Raw genomic sequence first — 15,366 nt, 5'->3', positions numbered from 1 at the left:
GAGTCCGGGTGAACGGTCCGGCCCTCCCGTCCGTACCACGCGTCGAACGACAGCGACGACGGGAGAGAACGTGAGGGTGCAGCGTAAGCACGTGCTGGCGGCGACAGTGGCGGTAACCGCCACGGTGGCGGTCTCGGTGGGCACCGGACTGGGTTTCGCGGACACCGCGCCGGCCGCGCGGTCGGTCTGCGCCGGGTCGGTGACCTTCTCGGCCGAGGGCGGGCCGCCCGCCGCGACCAGCGACCGGTTCCCGGTGGGCACCCGGCTGCGGGTGACGAACCTGGACAACCGCAAGGTGGCCACTGTGACTGTGACCGGGCCGTCCGGGAGCTGCGTGCTGCTGAACGCCGCCGCCATGGACCTGGTACGCGAGCCGGGCAAGAACGTCATCCGCCGCAACGTGGTGGAACGCCTCGACGGCGCCGCCGCCCCGACGCAGGGCGCGCAGCCGGGTGAGACCCGCCCGGGCGCGGCGCAGCCGATCGGCGGCAGCGTCTGCTCCGGTGCGCTCACGTTCTTCGCCGAGGGCGGGGCGCCGGCCGCCACCAGCGGCCAGTTCCCGCTCGGCACCCGGCTGCGGGTGACGAACCTGGACAACAACAAGGCGGTGACGGTGACTGTCACCGGACCGTCGGGCAGTTGCGTGCTGCTGAACACGGCCGCCATGGACGCGATCCGGGAACCCGGCAAGAACCTGGTCCGGCGCAACACCGTCGAGCTGATCCGCTGAGCCTCCGGGTGGAACACCATGGGCGGTCCTGGGGGAGATCGGGCCCATGGTGTTCCACGTCCGGGGTCAGCCGAAGGCGGCCGCCAGGATGTCCAGGCCCCGGCCCAGCTCGTCGTCGGAGATGACGAGCGGAGGCAGGAACCGCAGCACGTTGCCGTAGGTGCCGCAGGTCAGCGTGAGCAGCCCGGCCGCGTGGCAGGCCGCCGAGATCGCCGCCGTCGCGGCCGGGTCCGGGGTCAGCGTGCCGGGCTGCACGATCTCCACGGCGAGCATCGCGCCCCGGCCGCGTACCTCGGCCACGCGCGGGTCACCGGCGGCGATCGCGTCCAGCCGCTCGCCCATCACCGCGCCGATCCGGCGCGCGGCGGCGGCCAGGTCCAGCTCCCGCATCGTCTCCATCGCCGCGAGCGCGGCGGCGCAGGCGATCGGGTTGCCGCCGTACGTGCCGCCCAGGCCGCCGACGTGCACCGCGTCCATCAGGTCGGCCCGGCCGGTCACCGCCGCCAGCGGCAGCCCGCCCGCGATGCCCTTCGCCAGCGTGATCAGGTCCGGCTGCACGCCCTCGTGCTCGCAGGCGAACCAGTCGCCGGTGCGGCAGAACCCGGTCTGGATCTCGTCGGCGACGAACACCACCCCGGCCGCCGTCGCCCACTCGCGCAGCGCCGGCAGAAACCCCTCGGCGGGTACGACGAAACCGCCCTCGCCCTGGATCGGCTCGATCAGCAGCGCGGCCACGTTCTCCGCGCCCACCTGCTTCTCGATCATCTCGATCGACCGGGCCGCCGCGGTGGCGCCGTGCAGTCCGCCGTCGCGCAGCGGGTACGACATCGGCACCCGGTAGACCTCACCGGCGAACGGCCCGAACCGGTGCTTGTACGGCATGTTCTTCGCGGTCAGCGCCATGGTCAGGTTGGTCCGGCCGTGGTACGCGTGGTCGAACACCACCACCGCGGGCCGCCCGGTCGCGTGCCGGGCGATCTTCACCGCGTTCTCCACCGCCTCGGCACCGGAGTTGAACAGCGCCGAGCGCTTCTCGAATCCACCCGGGGTCGACGCGTTGAGCTGCTCGCAGACCGCCACGTACGACTCGTACGGCGCGACCATGAAGCAGGTGTGGGTGAACCGCTCGACCTGCGCGCGTACCGCCTCGACCACGCGCGGCGCGGAGTTGCCCACGTTGGTGACCGCGATGCCGGCGGCGAAGTCGATCCACTCCCGCCCGTCCACGTCGGTGATCGTGCCGCCGCCCGCCCGGTCCACGTACGCGGGGATCGTGCTGCCCACGCCCCGCGCCACGGCCTCGACCCGGCGCTTGTGCAGCTCCTCGCTGCTGGCCATCGGGATCAGCCCTCGATGTTGTGCATGACGTGCTTGACCCGGGTGTAGTCCTCCAGGCTGTAGACCGACAGGTCCTTGCCGTGGCCGGAGTGCTTGAAGCCGCCGTGCGGCATCTCCGAGACGAACGGGATGTGCGTGTTCACCCAGACGCAGCCGAAGTCCAGCCGGCGGGTCATCCGCATGGCCCGGCCGTGGTCGCGCGTCCACACCGAGGCGGACAGGCCGTAGTCCACGCCGTTCGCCCAGCGCACCGCCTCGTCCTCGTCGGAGAACCGCTGCACGGTGATGACCGGCCCGAAGACCTCGTCCTGGATGATCTCGTCGGTCTGGCGTACGCCGGAGACCACCGTCGGGGCGTAGAAGAAGCCGCGCTCGCCGACCCGGGCCCCGCCGGTGGTGACGTTCGCGTGGTCCGGCAGGCGGTCCACGAAGCCGCTCACCCGGGCGAGCTGGTTGGCGTTGTTCAGCGGGCCGTAGAGCACGTCGGCGTCGTCCGGCGCGCCGGTGCGGGTGTTGCGGGCCTGCTCGGTCAGCGCGGCCACGAAGTCCTCGTGGATGCCCGGCCCGGTGAGCACCCGGGTCGCCGCCGTGCAGTCCTGGCCGGCGTTGAAGTAGCCGCCCATCGCGATCGCCTCGGCCGCCGCCGCCAGATCCGCGTCGTCGAAGATCACCACCGGGGCCTTGCCGCCCAGCTCCAGGTGGGTCCGCTTCAGGTCCGGCGCCGCCGCGGCGGCGACCTCCATGCCCGCGCGGGTCGAGCCGGTGATCGACACGAGCTGCGGGGCCGGGTGGGAGACCAGCGTACGGCCGGTGCCGCGGTCGCCGCAGACCACGTTGAACACACCCGGGGGCAGGTGCTCGGCGGCGATCTCGGCCAGCAGCAGCGTCGACACCGGCGTGGTGTCCGACGGCTTCAGCACCACCGCGTTGCCGGCCGCCAGCGCCGGGGCGATCTTCCAGACCGCCATCATCAGCGGGTAGTTCCAGGGCGTCACCTGGGCGCACACGCCGATCGGCTCGCGCCGCACGTACGAGGTGTGCCCGGCCATGTACTCGCCGGCCGAGCGCCCCTCCAGCAGGCGGGCCGCCCCGGCGAAGAAGCGCAGCTCGTCCACGGCCGGCGGCAACTCCTCGTCGGCGGTGAGCTGCCGGGGCTTGCCGGTGTTGCGGACCTCCGCGTCGACCAGGTCGGCGGCCCGCGCCTCCACCGCGTCGGCGAACTTCAGCAGCGCCCGCTGCCGCTCGGCCGGCGTGGTGTCCCGCCAGGTCTCGAACGCGGCGGCGGCGGCCTTCATGGCCGCGTCCACGTCCGCCGCGCCGGAGACCGGGGCCTGGGCGAAGACCTCGCCTGTGCACGGGTCGATCAGGTCGGCGTAGCCGCCGTCCACCGGGTCGACGTACTCGCCGTTGACGAAGTTGCGCAGCTGCTGCTGGTCGCTCATCAGAAGTCTCCGAGAGGGTGGCCGGGGAGAGGGTTAGCGGAGGTTATCGCAATCTGACTGCCATCTTGGCTACTAAATCCGAGGCAGACAAGGGTTTGGGCAACTGTTTCCGCGTGGGCGTCGGTGGTCTAGGCTGCCGGTCGTGGAGCCGAGAGCCTTCTACGTCGCCGGTCGCCCCGCCCACGGCGAGGACGAGCTGACAGTCACCCACCCGTACGACGGGCAGCCGGTGGGGCGTACCACGCTCGCCACGGCCGACCAGGTCGAAGCCGCCGTCGCGGGCGCCGCCCGGGTGGCCGCGGAGGCCGCGGCCCTGCCCGCGCACGCCCGCGCGGCCGCCCTGGACCACGTCTCCCGCCGGCTCGCCGAGCGGGCCGACGAGGTCGCCGCGCTGATCACCGCCGAGAACGGCAAGCCGGTCAAGTGGGCGAAGGCGGAGGTGGGGCGCGCGGTCTCCACGTTCCGCTGGGCCGCCGAGGAGGCCCGCCGCTTCTCCGGCGAGCTGCAACGGCTCGACACCGACCCCGCCGCCACCGGGCGGATCGCCCTGGTCCGGCGCGTGCCGCGCGGGCCGGTGCTCGGCATCACCCCGTTCAACTTCCCGCTCAACCTGGTCGCCCACAAGGTCGCCCCGGCGCTCGCCGTCGGCACCCCGATCGTGGTCAAGCCCGCCCCGGCCACCCCGCTCACCGCGCTGCTGCTCGGCGAGATCCTGGCCGAGACCGACCTGCCCGAGGGCATGTTCTCGGTGCTGCCGCTGCCGAACGAGCGCGCCGCCGAACTCGTCACCGACCCGCGGCTGCCCGTGGTGTCGTTCACCGGCTCCGGGCCGGTCGGCGCGGCCATCCGCCGGGCCGCGCCGGACAAGCACGTCACGCTGGAGCTCGGCGGCAACGCGGCGGCGGTGATCTGCGAGGACTGGGCGGCGGACGCGGACCTGACCTTCGCCGCGCATCGCATCGCCACGTTCTCCAACTACCAGGCCGGGCAGTCGTGCATCGCGGTGCAGCGGGTCTACGTGCACGAATGGCTCTACGACGGCTTCCTGCCCCGGCTCGTCGCGGCGGTGCAGGCGCTGCGCGCCGGCGACCCCCGATCCGAGCTGACCGATGTCGGCCCGCTGGTGTCGGTCGAGGCGGCGCAGCGCGTCGAGACCTGGGTGGACGAGGCGGTCGCCGCCGGTGCGGTCATCGAGACCGGCGGGCGACGTGACGGCGCGACCTATCCGCCCACTGTGCTCAGCGGCGTGCCGGCCGACGCGAAGGTGTGCGCCGAGGAGGTGTTCGGGCCGGTGCTGGTGGTCGCCCCGGTCGCGAACGACCGGGCCGCGTTCGCCGCCGTCAACGACTCCGCGTACGGGCTCCAGGCCGGCGTCTTCACCCACCGGCTCGACGTGGCGTTCGACGCCGCCCGCACGCTCGAGGTCGGCGGCGTGATCGTCGGGGACGTGCCGTCGTACCGGGCCGACCAGATGCCGTACGGCGGCATGAAGGGCTCCGGCGTCGGGCGGGAGGGGCTGCGCAGCGCGATGGACGACTACACCGAGCCGCGCGTCACAGTGCTGACCGGCGTGGCCCTCTGATCACTCGCCCTCGGCTCACCAGGTGCCGTCGTCGCGGACCCGGGCGGGGGCGCGGCCGAGCAGCAGGGTGGTGAGGGCGGCGTCGATGTCGGCGCCGAGGAACCACTCGCCGGCTTGGTCGAGGGCGAAGATCCGGCCGTGCTCGTCGACCGCGAGGATGCTCTCCTGACGCTCGCTGCCGAGCGGGAAGAGGCGGGCACCGAGGACGGCGGCGAAGTCGGCGAGAGAGTCGGCTGTGTGCGCGGCCCGCAGCGGGTTCGTGGTGAACCGGCTGATCCAGACCTGCTCCCCGGCCCCGCGCCGTCGGCTCAGGACGGCCGGGAACGCGGTGAGCGCCGCCTCGGCGGCAGGGAAGGCCTCGTGCCGGTGATGCTGTCCCGCGATCTCCTTCGTCTCGGTCATCGCGCCCATCGCAAGTGCCTCGTTGAACATGCTGATCTGCCAGCCGCCATCGATGAGGGCGTGAGCGACCTCGTCCGGGAAGCGCCCAGGTTCGATGACCTCGCGTGGCTCCGGTCGCCATTCCTCCACGAAGGCGAGGTCGGACCATGGCAGCACCGCGAACCGCACCAGGAACCGGACGCACGAGTCGCAGGGAAGATCCGCTCGTCCTCCCAGGGGGTCACCCGGCTCGCGACTGCGATAGACCTCGATCCGGCTGGTGCCGAGCAGCGCATACGCGTCCTCGATGGACAGCGGGGGCAAGCCCTCGGCGTCACGACGGTGGTCGTGCTCGTACAACGCGTCGGAGACGACGATCATCTCGGCGTGCCGCTCGCCGCCGCGTACCAGATGCCCCACCGGCAGCTCGTCCAGGTAGGACTGCACGAGCGGATGGTGGCGCACCTCGATGTCGCCCTTCGCGCCCTGCGCGACGTGCCGCCGGCCGTCGAGCGTGAGGTGCGCCGCCGCGCCGGGCGTGGGCAGGCGGGTCAGCTCACGCAGCAACTGGGCGGCCGGATCTACGGTACGCGGCGCGCGCGGCTCTGCCGGACGTCGCTGCCGGTACATCCGCTCGACCGCCGCGGCCGGCACCCGGGGCCAGGTGGACACCTCACCGGTCTCCTTGTCGATCACGGTGGTCGACAGGTCGCCGGGTAGCGCCCGGGCTTCGGTGGGCACGGTGGACTGCACCACGTAGCCCAGGTCGAACTCCTCGACCTCGGCCGTGCACGGAAAACCGAGGCGGTCGGAGTCGCGCCGGGCCCACACGGAGGCGATCTGCTCGGCCTGCTGTCGCTCGATCACCACCTGAAATTACCGGACCCCACGGATTTCGTGGCACCCGGTATGGTCGGCCCTACCCACGGTGACGGAAGGGGAGCGACGGTGGCCGAGAGTGCGGACCGGGATGCGAACCGTGCACTGCGCGCGCGATTCGACGAGGTGTACGGCCAATACCAGCGCTTGCGGTCCGGTCTGGACGAACTCCAGACCAAGCTGGCCGAGCTGCGGGTCACCGAACGCTCCGACGACGGCCAGGTGACCGCAGTCGTCGGTGCGCGGGGCGAGCTGATCAGCGTCGAGGTGAGCCCGGCGGCGTTCCACGACCGGGACGCCCGGGCGTTGAGCCGGAAGATCACCGAAACCGTTCTGCGCGCCTCCACCGCGGCGACCACCGCCACCCGCGAGCTGGTCTCCGGCTACCTGCCGCCGGGTTCGCCGTCGGTCGAGTTCCTGCGTACCCATGACTTCGGCGCGTTGCTCGGCCGGGCCGACTCCGTGCTGGCCCGCGGCGAGTGACAGGTGGCCGGGGGAGAGATCTGGCTGGACCCGGACCGGGCCCGGCGCGGCGGCGCCGACCTGGCGCTGTCGGGGCGGGCGGTGAGCGCGGCCCGGCGGGAGACGGGCGAGCCGATCGCCGCCGCCAGCGCCCAGCGGCCCTGGGGCCGGGACGACATCGGCGCCGCGTTCGACAAGCACTACCAGGGCTACGCCGAGACGCTGCTGCGCGCGTGGGAGCTTCTCGGCCGGTCGCTGGAGGTGCTCGGGTCGGACGTCGTCCGCTCCGTCACGGCCACCGTGGAGACGGACCTGAGCAACGCCCGTGACCTCGGGAAGATCCCGCAGCAAGGGCACGACCCCCATCGGCCCCGGCGCTGACCACCGGAGGACCCGCGCGTGAGCATGCTGCCCAGCCCGATCCCCCATCCGCTCGACTTCTGCCCGTGGGATCTGCCGGGCTGGATCTACGAGGCGCTCGACTGGGTGGTCGGCGTCGAATGGCCGGAGGGCAACGAGCGCGCCGTCTGGGACCTGGCCGACCAGTGGTACGGCGTCGCAGGCGTCCTGACCCGTCCGCGCGACGACGCGGTCACCGCCGCCGGTGAGGTGAAGAGCGGGTACGGGGGAGTCGGCCTGGTCGCCGGCGCCTTCGACACGGCCTGGCACAAGCTCGCCGAAGGTGAGGACGCGCCGCTGCACGTCCTGGTCGCGGCCACCGACGAGCTGGCGCGGCTGGTCGACTCCTGTGGCTGCGACATCGAGGGCGCGAAGCTCGAGGCCTGGATCGAGCTGGGCATCCTGGTCATCGAGTTGCTGGCCCTGGCGGTCGCCACGGTGCTCACCCTGGGCGCCGCCTCACCGGCGGCGGCCGCCGCGATCACCGCCACGCGGGTCGTGGTGCAGCAGATCTTCAAGCGGCTGGTGGCCCAGCTCGCCCGCAAGGCGGTCAAGCAGGGCCTCAAGGAGGCGGGCGAACGCACCGCCAAGGAGGTGGCCAGGTCCGGTGCCCGCACACTGGCCCGGCGAGCCGCGATCGGTGGACTGCTGGAGGCCGGCCAGGAGGCGGGCACCAGCCTCGGCACGCAGGCGTACCAGAACTCCACCGGCCGGCGGGACGGCCTCGACCTGACCGACGTGAGCACGTCGGCGCTCGGCGGATTCGCCGGCGGCGCGGTCGCGCCGCTGGCCGGGCTGGGCCGGCACGCCAACGGTCGGTTCGCGGAGATCGGCGAGCGGTTCGGGCGGGAGATGGCCGGGGAGACGCTCGCCGAGACCGCGGCGGGTCTGGCGACCGGCCAGGGCCCGTCGCTCGAGGATCTGGCGCGCGCGGCTGCCTCCGGGGCGACCGGCTCCGCCACCAGCCAGGCGGACTCGGCACTGCAACGCCGACTCGACGGGCAGCTGAGCGGGTTGAATGTGTCACCGGTCGGACTGGACGTGCCGGTCGCCGCGGATCCCGTCGGGTTGATCCCGGCCCAGCGGGTCGCCGAGCCGATCGTCCAGAGCGGCGGCGACACGATGGCTGGCGCCGTTCCCGTGACACCCACGCACGTCTCGCCCCAAGCCGTCGGTCCGCACCCGCTCGCCGTGGACCTACCCCGCCCGGCGCCGGAGTCGACGGCGCCGCCGCCGCTCAGCGGTGCCGTCCCGCACGACGTGGCACGTCCGACGGTCGCCACCAGCCCCACGTTGTCCTCGGTGATCACGGACGCACCCGTCGCCGGCCCGTCCTCGACCGCGACCGGAGTCCAGGGCGGCACGGGTGCGGTCGTGACGCCGATCGACAACGCCCCACCGTCCTCGGTCACCCCGGTTCAGGCGGCGGCCGCACCGGCGACGCTGCCTGCACCGCCTACCGACCACCCGCAGACCGCGGCGCCACCCCCGGCAGACCGGGCCGCTCCGATAAGCACCGGAGGTCAGACAGGGCTGCCGGTCCCACCGGTCAGCCCTCAGCCGGGATCCCAACCGGGAGCGCCGGCCGTCGGGCCCGAGCCCCGACCGGGGCCGAATCCCCGTTTCCCGCTGCTGGAGTCTTTGGCTCCGCCGCATCCTCCTACCGACTCCCCGGGGCCGAACCCTGGCCCGCTCGATGTCCGGACGTGGCCTCGTGAGACCGCTCAACAGCGCGCCGAGCGGCTGAAAGCCGATCGGGAGGGCCTCGACCGGCGGCGCTACCAGGGCTATCTGCAGTCTCAGCGTGCCTTGCACGAGGAGAACAGACGGCAGGCGCAGATCAAGGAGCTACGTGATCTCGCCGAACAGCATTACGAGGCGGCGCGTTGGCTCCTGACGCGGGCACACGAGCTGCGCCAGGCCGGCCGGCACGACCTTGCCGACAGGCACGTGCGGGAGGGCCGGCTGCGAGAACGCCTGCACTACCGGGCGGTCGACGAGGTCGAGGCGGTCCGCGCCGGCGAGCGCCTGCCGAGGCAGGTGATGGTCGAGGACGACCTCGACTTCTACCGCATCAACGACGACGTGGCGGATCTGGCCGTCGGCGCGGTGGAGACAGCCGACCACTCCGCGCTCACCGGTCACGGCCACCCCGAGCCGATCGACAGATCCCGGCCCTACGGCCGCCGGGGAGGGCTCCGGCCTCCGCTCGCACTGCACCAGACCGACCTCGAACGGCAGATGCCCCGCAACCCGGACGGCAGCGTCTCGCGTACCGCCGATCCCCGGCGCGGCGGGTGGTTCCGCCTCGCGAACGACGGCGGACCGGCGGCCGACGCCACCCGGGGGATCAACTGCCTCGACTGCACGCTGTCGCTGTTCGAGACCTGGGTCCACGGACGGCCGCGCGTCGCGGCGCCGCGTACGTTCGACGGTTACCTGCACGGCGACGTGAACCGGCCGGTGGGCGGCGAGGCGGACGGACCGCTGCGGGTCGAGGAGACGACAGGTGGCCGGTTCCAGAACCTCTGCCCGCCGGATCGGCCCGGAGTCAGCGGCCGGGACCGGCAGCGGCTGGTGGACGGCGGCTACCGGGACCTGTACGCGCAGCTCGCGTCGGGTGGCCACGGCAGCTACGCGTTCCTCATCACCAGCTTCGAGGGCGGCGGCTCGCACGCGTGGGTGGCGTTGAACCAGAACGGCACGATCCTCTTCCTCGACCCGCAGACGGGCCTGGTGGCGGACCGGCCGATCTACCACCACAGCGGCCGTCCGGCCCTCAGCAACGTGGTCGGCGTCGACGCTCTGGTGCTCGGCCCCGACGGCCGGCCGATGCCGCTCACCGGCCGCCCGCCCGGCACCTACAACGTCCTGCCCGAGCCGCTGCCCCGTCCGGCGCCGCCACAGCCGCCGGCCCCGCCGCCGATCGCCGACGGCCACGTCCCGGACTTCAACCACGTCCACCTGCTCGGCGAGTCCACCACCATCCACCGCCGAACCGACGGACCGCTGCCGGGCAACGCGCCCCCCGTCGAGCCGGAACCCGACCGGGTACGCCAGGACCACCGGCAGGCGCACGCCGACCGGATCGCCGCCGGGCTCTACGTGAGCGACGCGCTCGCGCAGAGCGGGAACCTCGACGACGCCTTCGCCGCCGGGGTGACTCCTGTCGAACTGGCGCAGCGCGCCGACGTGCCGACGCTGCGGCGGCTCGTACCCGGGCTCGACGAGAGCGCTGCGGCCGACCTCACCCGGTTGTTCGCGGACCCGCGCGTCCAGCGGATGCTCGACCAGAGCTGGGAGGCGCCGCCGCGACGAGAGGAGTTGCTGGCCGAGACGTTGGTGCGGCAGCTCGCGGAGCGGCCCGACCTGGTCCGGATGATCCTGGCGACGCCGGAACTCGCCAACTCGCTGACCGCCCGGCCGCTGACCCTGCACCACCTGGCCAGCCACCAGCAGGCCATCGACGTGTTGAATGACGTGCTGGTAGAGATACGAGACCGGGGCTCCGAGGCCGTTGCGACGGCACCCACACCTTCGATCGAGCCGACCCCGCTCAGCTCGCACCAGATACAGGTGAGCAGTCGCTTCGATGGCGAACGGCCGGCAGCTGTCCAACCGAGCTTTGACAAGTCACGTTCCGGCGATCTCGCGTATCGCAAGCAGTATCTGGATCACCTGTACCAGGAGGCCGCGACCGCTCAGCGCGAACTTGACTCGCTGGGGCGTGAGCTGGCCGGTCTGTCGGCAAACGGGGCAGAGTACAAGCCACGACCCGGACCGAAGGATCGCGTTCGAGCTGAGGACAAGATCGAACGGAATGGCGGGAACGCTGCCCGCCTCCGCGACCTTGCTGCAGGGAGGGTCTCCTACCAGACGCTTGACGACCTGTATGCCGGGCTGGCTGAACTGAGCAACAACCCTGGCTTCCAGGTGGCGGACTTCAGCGATCGCTTCCGCGAGCCCCAGGACAGCGGATACCGAGATATTCAGTTCTTGGTGCAGACCTCTACCGGGCACATCGGTGAGTTCCGTCTTCATCTGGCGGCGCTCGACCAGGTGGCGGAGTGGGAGCACTCGTTGTTCGAAGTCTGGCGTGATCTGGAGGCAGTTCCCAGGAGCGAGGGACGTAGCCTGTCTGCCACGGAGGTAGCGATCCGGAAGGGAATTGTCCGTCGGCAGCGTGAGTACTTCTGGGCCGCGCTCCAAACGACCTTGAACGGTGAGCGGCAGTGACGGATGCAGTGGCTGGACTCGGCCTCGCGGGCTACTACGACTACTACGACAACCCGGTGAAGTTCATTCCGACCTCCGACGGTGGCCTCGCCGCGTGGCGGCTCGACCGAACCACGGGCGGTTGGCGGCCCGCGAACGACATCATCGATGAGATCATCTTCGCCAGGGAGCAGGAGATCTTCGTGCTCTCGCCTGAGCGGTTCGTGCAGCGGGTCGAAGAAGAGCGTGGGCTGAGCCTGAGCGGAGAGGGGCCGATCTTCGCGCTCTACGAGACGGTCCGAGCGCTCGAGGCGCCCGCCATCGCGGAGAGGCGACCGTTCACCACGGAGGAAGCGGCTCTCATCAAGGGGATCCGGCGGCGGACCTTCGTGATGTTCGAGGAACAGCTCCAACAGGCCGGTGATCCCGCCGCCGACCCCACTATCGCCTCCACCGCAACCTGACAGCGGCCGGGAACGTCATGCCGTCCACGGAAGGCCCACCCGTGCCCTATGTGCCGCCCGCCGACGTGGCGGAGGCGAGACGCGTACAGGAGGAGTTGCGATCCCGGGTGGACCTGATCGGGCCCGGTCCTGCCGCGCCCGCGACGGTGGCCGGGCTGGACGTGGCGTACGCGCCCGACGGTGACCTGCTCGCTGCCGCCGTCACGGTCCTGGATTCAGTCACCCTCGACGTGGTGGACGAGGCGGTGTGCGTGGGGCGGCCCGCCTTCCCGTACGTGCCGGGACTGTTCGCGTTCCGCGAGATGCCGGCGTTGCTGGCCGCGCTGGACCGGCTCACCACCCGTCCCGAGCTGCTGGTCTGTGACGGGCACGGTCTGGCGCACCCGCGCCGGTTCGGGCTGGCCTGTCACCTGGGCCTGGTGACCGAGCTGCCCACGATCGGGGTGGGCAAGACGCCGCTCGTCGGCTCGTGGACGGGCCCCGGCCCCGAGCGTGGTGACAGCGCAGACCTGTGTGACGAGGGCGAGGTGGTCGGGCGGGTGCTGCGGACCCAGGACGGCGTCCGGCCGGTCTTCGTGAGCGTCGGGCATCGGATGGGGTTGGACAACGCGGTGGACCGGGTACTGGCACTGACGCCCCGGTACCGGCTGCCGGAAACCACCCGGACGGCTGACCGGCTCTGCCGGCGGGCCCTCGCCGCAGCCGGCGCACCCGGCGGTGAGCTGGGCGGGCGGTGACGGCGTGGCGCGGCACACATGTGGCGTGCTCGATGCGCGGGTGCCCGGAGGGGCCAGTAGTAACCTGACCGGCGGATCCGGTCCGGACGCAACGGTGAGGTGGAGATGTCGGTGAGGCGGCACGCGGCGCGGTGGGCCATGGTCGGCGCGCTGCTGGGTGGCCTGATCGCCGTCCCGGCGTCGCCGGCGTCGGCCCGGGACGACCGGGTGGGACTGCGTTCGGCGAACAGCTTCACCGCCGGTGGTCCGCCGGGGACGGTGGCGGTCGAGGTGCGCAAGCGGACCGACGGCTGCGTGCAGCTGCGTACCGCGATCGGGCTCCGATTGGAGGGCCTGCGGGCGGACCAGGTCCAGGTGCAGGTGGCGTCCGGGGGCCGATGGGTGCCGGTGCAGGTCTCCGGGGACGGCGGTGCCGTCGCCACCGCTGCGGTCGCGCCGGTCGACCGGCCGCTGTGCAAGGGCAAGGGCGTCACCGTGCGTTACCGGGTGTCCTTCCTGGCTGGGACCGTCGGCGGGCGGATGGAGCTGGCCGGTGAGGCGAGCGCCGCGAACGGCGAGGTGCTCGGCCGGGCCGGTGGGTCGGCCCGGCTGGTGGGCGCCCCGCCGACGCCGAGCCCCAGCCCGTCCCGCAAGCCCTCGCCGACGCCCACACCCAGCGCGAGCGAGACCACGGCTGCCGAGGTGACCGACACGTCGCCCGTGGCCGCCGCCGTCGCCCCGGCCACCGCCGCGGCCGACGACTCGTCGTTCGGAGGTTCCATGATTATGTGGTTCGGTATCGGGCTTGTGCTCGTCGGCGCCGCTCTCATCGTCCTGCTGCTGCGCCGCAACCGCGCCGACCGGACCGGTGGCGGGAACTCCGCCGACCTCCCGCCGGTCCCGCTGCCGCGCAGCACCACCACCTACCGCTCCGGCGCGCCCGGACCGGCCCCCACGGTGTACGGGGGCGCGACGCCGCCCCGCCCGGCCGGCAACGTGTACGGCGCCCCCGCGCCCGCCCCGGTGCCACCGGCCCCGGCAGGCGCGGACGCGACGAGCGTCCTGCCCCCGCCCCCGCCCCCGCCCCCGGCGGCCGGGGACGCGACGAGCGTCCTGCCCCGCTTGCCGGACTGAGCCGGAACCCGACCGGCTCCCGGGGTTACCGTGACGGTGGGTGGTCACGCCGTGACCCGACAGCCGCCACCTGCCCGACCGGAGGACGGAACACCGGGGCCGAACGGGGCCCGGTGCCGGGGCCGCTCGGCCGATAAGATCGCGTGCGCCGACCGGCACCGCCGACCGGTGAGACCGCATACGTGGAAGGAGCCGCGCCGTGGCCCTGGACCCGCAGTTGCTCGACATCCTCGCCTGCCCGGACACGCACCACGCCCCGCTCGACTACGACGCGCAGGCGCAGACGCTCACATGCACCGAGTGCGGTCGCATCTTCGAGGTCCGGGACGACGTCCCGGTGCTCCTGCTGGACGAGGCGCGCGGTGGACCCGCCGCCGACGAGGCGCGGGGCGGGTCGTCGCGGTGATGGAGGGTACGGCCGGGGTCAGCGGCCACCGGCACGCCGACGAGGCCCTGCTGGACGACGCGGCGCAGCTCTCCGAGCGGGATCCGGGCGGCATGCTCCGGTTCACCGCGTCAGCGGGCGCCCAGGTGCGCGAGTCGGCGGCGCTGGCCGCCGAGGCGAACCTGTCCGTGCTCGCCGACGACGGGCGGCCCCGCGCGGTGGTCATCGCCGGCATCGGCACCGCCGGGCGTACCGGTGACGTGCTGGCCACAGTCGCCGGGCCGCGCTGCCCGGTGCCGGTCATCCCGCACCGCAGCGCCGGCGTGCCGGGCTGGGTGGGCGCGGCGGACGTGGTCATCGCGGTGAGCGCTTCCGGCCGTAGCCCGGAGGCGCTGGGCGCGGCCGAGGCGGCGCACCGGCGCGGTGCCCGGCTGGTCGCGGTCGGCGCGCCCGACTCGCAGCTCCAGTCGGTCGCGGAGCGGGCCCGCGCGCCGTTCATCCCGGTGCCCCGGCGCGCGCCGGCCCGGGCCAGCCTCTGGGCGCTCACCGTGCCGGTTCTGCTGGCCGCCCGTACCCTCGGGCTCGTGAAGGTCAACGAGGCGGATCTGGCCGAGACGGCGGCCCGGCTGGACGCCGACGCCGATCGATGCCGGCCGACCGCCGAGTCCTTCGTCAACCCGGCGAAGTCGCTGGCACTGGGCCTGTCCGGTTCGATCCCGATCGTGTGGGGTTCGTCCCCGCTGGCCACCGTGGCCGCGCGCCGGTTCGGCGACACGCTGTCCGCGAACGCCCGCTACCCGGTGGTCGCCGGTGCGCTGGGCGAGGCGGGCCGGGGCCGCGTCGGTCTGCTCGACGGAGTGTTCGGCGGCCTGGCCGAGGGCGAGCGGGACATCTTCGCCGACCCGGGTGACGACGAGTCCGACGGCACCCGGCTGCGGCTGGTGCTGCTGCGTGACGGCGGGCTCAACGCCGACGACGACACCGACGAGCCGCTGGCGGTGGAGGAGCGCCGCGCCGACGCGGTGCAGACGCTCGCCGAGCGGCGCGGGGTGCGCTGTGACGTGGTGACCGCCGAGGGCGGCTCCGCGCTGGAGCGGCTCGCGTCGCTGGTCGCGGTCCCCGACTTCGCCTCGATCTACCTCGCCCTGGCACACGGGCTGGACCCGATGGCGGTCCCGGCCATCACGGAGATGAAGGAGCTGGCGAACCAGTGAGCACACGGGGCATCGAGCGAGGCGG

Annotated in this window: 13 protein-coding genes; 10 read left to right on the top strand and 3 right to left on the bottom strand. The window is 73.1% G+C overall.

Annotated elements, in window-relative coordinates; genetic code table 11:
• The first annotated feature begins 70 nt into the window (after positions 1-70).
• Positions 71-730, top strand: a complete 660-nt coding sequence (locus ABIH81_RS02975; protein WP_349878905.1) for a hypothetical protein — start codon at positions 71-73, stop codon at positions 728-730.
• 66 nt (positions 731-796) lie between these two features.
• Here ABIH81_RS02975 and gabT read toward each other — a convergent pair whose 3' ends face one another.
• Complete coding sequence (gene gabT / locus ABIH81_RS02970) at positions 797-2,068, bottom strand: 4-aminobutyrate--2-oxoglutarate transaminase (protein WP_349878904.1); 1,272 nt, start codon at positions 2,066-2,068, stop codon at positions 797-799.
• Positions 2,069-2,073: 5 nt separating this feature from the next.
• Positions 2,074-3,510 carry a gamma-aminobutyraldehyde dehydrogenase gene (locus tag ABIH81_RS02965; protein ID WP_349878903.1) on the bottom strand — a complete coding sequence of 479 codons (1,437 nt, stop codon included), beginning with the start codon at positions 3,508-3,510 and terminating at the stop codon, positions 2,074-2,076.
• Between the two features lie 142 nt (positions 3,511-3,652).
• Between ABIH81_RS02965 and ABIH81_RS02960 the strand changes: the two genes are divergently transcribed.
• Complete coding sequence (locus tag ABIH81_RS02960) at positions 3,653-5,092, top strand: aldehyde dehydrogenase family protein (protein WP_349878902.1); 1,440 nt, start codon at positions 3,653-3,655, stop codon at positions 5,090-5,092.
• 15 nt (positions 5,093-5,107) lie between these two features.
• Here ABIH81_RS02960 and ABIH81_RS02955 read toward each other — a convergent pair whose 3' ends face one another.
• Complete coding sequence (locus tag ABIH81_RS02955) at positions 5,108-6,340, bottom strand: SUKH-3 domain-containing protein (RefSeq protein WP_349878901.1); 1,233 nt, start codon at positions 6,338-6,340, stop codon at positions 5,108-5,110.
• 81 nt (positions 6,341-6,421) lie between these two features.
• Here ABIH81_RS02955 and ABIH81_RS02950 point away from each other — a divergent pair, with 81 nt between their 5' ends.
• From ABIH81_RS02950 to ABIH81_RS02915, 8 genes are all read left to right on the top strand, one after another.
• On the top strand, positions 6,422-6,835 hold the full coding sequence (locus tag ABIH81_RS02950) for a YbaB/EbfC family nucleoid-associated protein (RefSeq protein ID WP_269702042.1): 414 nt from the start codon (positions 6,422-6,424) through the stop codon (positions 6,833-6,835).
• A gap of 3 nt (positions 6,836-6,838) precedes the next feature.
• A complete protein-coding gene (locus ABIH81_RS02945; RefSeq protein ID WP_216932171.1) occupies positions 6,839-7,195 on the top strand; it encodes a hypothetical protein in 357 nt (118 codons plus the stop codon).
• A 24-nt stretch (positions 7,196-7,219) separates the two neighbouring features.
• Positions 7,220-11,449: a toxin glutamine deamidase domain-containing protein gene (locus tag ABIH81_RS02940; protein ID WP_349880988.1), complete on the top strand. Its 4,230-nt coding sequence runs from the start codon at positions 7,220-7,222 to the stop codon at positions 11,447-11,449.
• A complete protein-coding gene (locus tag ABIH81_RS02935; RefSeq protein ID WP_349878900.1) occupies positions 11,446-11,892 on the top strand; it encodes a hypothetical protein in 447 nt (148 codons plus the stop codon). The genes ABIH81_RS02940 and ABIH81_RS02935 overlap by 4 nt, the downstream gene beginning before the upstream one ends.
• Before the next feature lie 17 nt (positions 11,893-11,909).
• The gene (nfi, locus tag ABIH81_RS02930) at positions 11,910-12,629 is read left to right on the top strand and encodes a deoxyribonuclease V (protein WP_349878899.1); all 720 of its coding nucleotides are present in this window, start codon (positions 11,910-11,912) and stop codon (positions 12,627-12,629) included.
• A 105-nt stretch (positions 12,630-12,734) separates the two neighbouring features.
• Entirely contained in the window at positions 12,735-13,742 is a 1,008-nt protein-coding gene (locus tag ABIH81_RS02925) for a hypothetical protein (RefSeq protein WP_349878898.1), read from the top strand.
• Positions 13,743-13,941: 199 nt separating this feature from the next.
• A complete protein-coding gene (locus tag ABIH81_RS02920; RefSeq protein ID WP_091418686.1) occupies positions 13,942-14,148 on the top strand; it encodes a Trm112 family protein in 207 nt (68 codons plus the stop codon).
• Positions 14,145-15,341 carry an SIS domain-containing protein gene (locus tag ABIH81_RS02915; protein WP_349878897.1) on the top strand — a complete coding sequence of 399 codons (1,197 nt, stop codon included), beginning with the start codon at positions 14,145-14,147 and terminating at the stop codon, positions 15,339-15,341. The genes ABIH81_RS02920 and ABIH81_RS02915 overlap by 4 nt, the downstream gene beginning before the upstream one ends.
• Positions 15,342-15,366 lie beyond the last annotated feature (25 nt).

It is taken from the genome of Micromonospora sp. HUAS YX12 (assembly GCF_040215685.1).
Classification (GTDB): Bacteria; Actinomycetota; Actinomycetes; order Mycobacteriales; family Micromonosporaceae; genus Micromonospora; species Micromonospora tulbaghiae.
Note: the sequence above shows the minus strand (reverse complement) of the source record. Positions and strands in the feature narration are given on the sequence as shown.